This is a genomic window from Pseudomonas sp. 51_B (assembly GCF_017491595.1).
GTDB lineage: Bacteria > Pseudomonadota > Gammaproteobacteria > Pseudomonadales > Pseudomonadaceae > Aquipseudomonas > Aquipseudomonas promysalinigenes.
Window position 1 is genome coordinate 1 of the sequence record NZ_JAFGYW010000107.1, and the last position, 595, is coordinate 595.

1 protein-coding gene is annotated in these 595 nt (G+C 62.9%); it reads left to right on the forward strand.

Annotated elements, in window-relative coordinates; translation table 11 throughout:
• A partial coding sequence (locus J5M56_RS23875; protein WP_279381837.1) for a glycerol-3-phosphate dehydrogenase C-terminal domain-containing protein occupies nt 1-595 on the forward strand: 595 nt, incomplete at both ends.

A 595-nucleotide genomic window follows, 5' to 3' on the forward strand; every position in this document is an offset into this window, starting at 1 on the left:
CTTCAAGAAGCAGCTGAGCCGCGAAGACATTGTGCACAGCTACTCGGGCGTTCGCCCGCTGTGCAACGACGAATCCGACAACCCGTCGGCAGTGACCCGCGATTACACCTTGGCGCTGTCGGGCAGTACCGAAGAAGCGCCGCTGCTGTCGGTGTTCGGCGGCAAGCTGACTACCTATCGCAAACTTGCCGAGTCGGCGATGGCGCAATTGATGCCGTTCTTCACCCAGATGCGCCCGAGCTGGACCGCGACCGCCACCCTGCCCGGCGGCGAAGACATGACCACGCCAGAGGCGCTGAGCGCGCGAATTCGCGACAAATTCGATTTCGTCCCGACTGAAATCGCCCGGCGCTGGGCCGTCACCTACGGCAGCCGCACCTGGCGCATGCTCGAAGGCGTAGAAAGCCTGGCCGACATGGGCGAACACATCGGCGGCGGGCTCTACACCCGCGAAGTCGATTATTTGTGCAGCGAAGAGTGGGCGACCACGGCGCACGACATCCTGTGGCGCCGTACCAAGCTAGGCTTGTTCACCACAGCGGAGGAGCAGCAGAAGCTCGCGACGTATCTGGGCAAGGTTGAGCAGAATCGGAAG